This is a genomic window from Kitasatospora sp. NPDC056783, from assembly GCF_042789895.1.
Classification (GTDB): domain Bacteria; phylum Actinomycetota; class Actinomycetes; order Streptomycetales; family Streptomycetaceae; genus Kitasatospora.
In genome coordinates this window covers 1-2,556 of record NZ_JBHUAF010000630.1, presented here as the reverse complement: position 1 = coordinate 2,556, position 2,556 = coordinate 1, and the positions used below count along the sequence as shown (strand labels likewise).

Genomic DNA, 2,556 nt, shown 5'->3' with positions numbered 1-2,556 from the left:
GTCGTCGCGTACGCCCTCGCCGGCTCGATGAAGGTCGACATCACCAAGGACGCCCTCGGCGTCGACCAGGACGGCAAGCCCGTCTTCCTCGAGGACATCTGGCCCTCCGAGGCCGAGGTCAACGACGTCGTGGCGAACGCCATCGGCGAGGACATGTTCAACAAGTCCTACCAGGACGTCTTCGCGGGCGACGCCCAGTGGCAGGCGCTGCCGATCCCGACCGGCAACACCTTCGAGTGGGACACCGAGTCCACCTACGTCCGCAAGCCCCCGTACTTCGAGGGCATGGCCAAGACCCCGAGCCCGGTGACCGACATCGCCGGCGCCCGCGTCCTGGCCAAGCTGGGCGACTCGGTCACCACCGACCACATCTCCCCGGCCGGCAACATCAAGCCGGGCACCCCGGCGGCGCAGTACCTGACCGCCAACGGTGTCGAGAAGCGCGACTTCAACTCCTACGGTTCCCGTCGTGGCAACCACGAGGTGATGATCCGCGGCACCTTCGCCAACATCCGCCTGCGCAACCAGATCGCGCCGGGCACCGAGGGCGGCTACACCCGCGACTTCACCCAGGCCGACGCGCCGGTGTCGTTCATCTACGACGCCTCGCAGAACTACCAGGCCGCCGGCACCCCGCTGGTCGTCCTGGCCGGCAAGGAGTACGGCTCGGGCTCGTCCCGCGACTGGGCCGCCAAGGGCACCGCGCTGCTGGGCGTCAAGGCCGTCATCGCCGAGTCGTACGAGCGCATCCACCGCTCGAACCTGATCGGCATGGGCGTCCTGCCGCTGCAGTTCCCGGAGGGCGAGAACGCCGACTCCCTCGGCCTGACCGGCGAGGAGACCTTCTCCTTCACCGGCGTGACCGAGCTCAACGAGGGCCGCACCCCGAAGACCGTCAAGGTCAAGGCCGCCAAGGCGGACGGGACCAGCAAGGAGTTCGACGCGGTCGTCCGCATCGACACCCCCGGTGAGGCGGACTACTACCGCAACGGCGGCATCCTGCAGTACGTGCTGCGCTCGCTGATCGGCTGAACCGAGGCACGGGCCTAGAGGGGCCGGACCGCACCACGCGGTCCGGCCCCTTTTGCATGCTGCGCCGGTTGCCGTCGCCCTCTTGTGCGGTGAACGGTGGATGGACTAAACCTCTGTGCCATCTGGTCCAGACCATTTGACGCCGCTTCAGAGAACAGGTCCGGTATGCCCACTCGCGCCTCAGCCCTGCTCGCAGCCGCCACCGCCGCCGCGCTGCTCGCCGCTCCCGCCACCGCCCACGCCGACAACGGAGGGCACGGCCCGAAGCTGAAGGGCCAGCGGGTCGGCTACTTCACCCAGTGGGGGGCCCAGAGCTCCGCCAAGCGGGTCCAGGACTCCGGCCAGGCGGGCAAGCTCACCGTCATCAACTACGCCTTCGGCAACGTGTCCGCCGAGGGCACCTGCTTCGAGAGCAACGAGCCCGGCCAGGGCGACGCCTACGACGACTACCAGCGCTCCTTCTCCGCCGCCCAGTCGGTGGACGGCGTGGCCGACGCCCCGGGGCAGCAGCTGAAGGGCCACTTCAACCAGCTGCGCAAGCTCAAGGCGAAGAACCCCCAGCTGCGCACGGTCATCTCGCTGGGCGGCTGGTCCTGGTCGAAGTACTTCTCCGACGCGGCCGCCACCGACGAGTCCCGCAAGAAGTTCGTCTCCTCCTGCATCGACCTCTACGTCAAGGGCAACCTGCCGGTCCTGCCCGGCTCCCCGGAGGGCGGCAAGGGCGCGGCCGCGGGCGTCTTCGACGGCATCGACATCGACTGGGAGTACCCGGGCGGCGGCGGGGACGACGGCAACGTGGTCCGCCCCGAGGACGGGCGCAACTTCACCCTGCTGATGGAGGAGTTCCGCGACCAGCTGGACGCGCTGAGCGGCAAGAAGGGCAAGCACTACCTGCTGACCGCCGCCGTCGCCGCCAACGAGAACGTCGCCGACCGGCTCGAACTGCCGCAGCTGAGCGAGTCGGTGGACTGGCTGAACGTCATGACCTACGACCTGCACGGCCCGTGGGAGGGCAAGGGCCCGGCCAACCACCAGGCCCCGCTGTACTCCGACCCGACCGACCCGGACCCGCGCAAGCGCAGCACCGACTCGGCGGTCAACCACTACCAGGACCGCGGCATGCCCTCCGAGCAGCTCGTCGTCGGCGCCCCGCTGTACGGCCACGGCTGGACGGGCGTCGCCCCCGGCAAGCGCGGCGGCCTCTACCAGAGCGCCACCGCGGCCGCGCCCGACCACTCGTACCAGGAGATCAACAAGCTGCCGGGCAAGGTCTACCTGGACCGTGACCACGGCGCGTCCTGGAAGTACGACGGCACCACCTTCTACAGCTACGACACCGCCGAGGTGCTCACCGAGAAGGCGCGGTACACGCGCTGGAACGACCTGGCCGGGGTGATGGTCTGGTCGCTGGACGGCGACGACGACCAGGGCAGCGCGCTCGCCGCGCTGGACCGCGGCCTGACCCGCGGCTGACCCGGGCTCCGCGACGCGAACGGCCGTGGGCCCCGCCCGCTCCTGGAAGCC

1 protein-coding gene and 1 pseudogene are annotated in these 2,556 nt (G+C 69.9%); both read left to right on the top strand.

The window, feature by feature from the left end; all coding sequences use genetic code 11:
* Nucleotides 1–1,032, top strand: a pseudogene (gene acnA / locus ACFRMQ_RS40055) (aconitate hydratase); the annotation flags it as partial.
* A gap of 165 nt (nt 1,033–1,197) precedes the next feature.
* The gene (locus tag ACFRMQ_RS40050; RefSeq protein WP_380735835.1) at nt 1,198–2,505 is read left to right on the top strand and encodes a glycoside hydrolase family 18 protein; all 1,308 of its coding nucleotides are present in this window, start codon (nt 1,198–1,200) and stop codon (nt 2,503–2,505) included.
* Nucleotides 2,506–2,556: the final 51 nt, after the last annotated feature.

Coding starts and splice junctions, on each gene's coding strand:
- ACFRMQ_RS40050 (WP_380735835.1), top strand. CDS start 1,198: ATGCCCACTCGCGCCTCAGCCCTGCTCGCAGCCGCCACCGCCGCCGCG.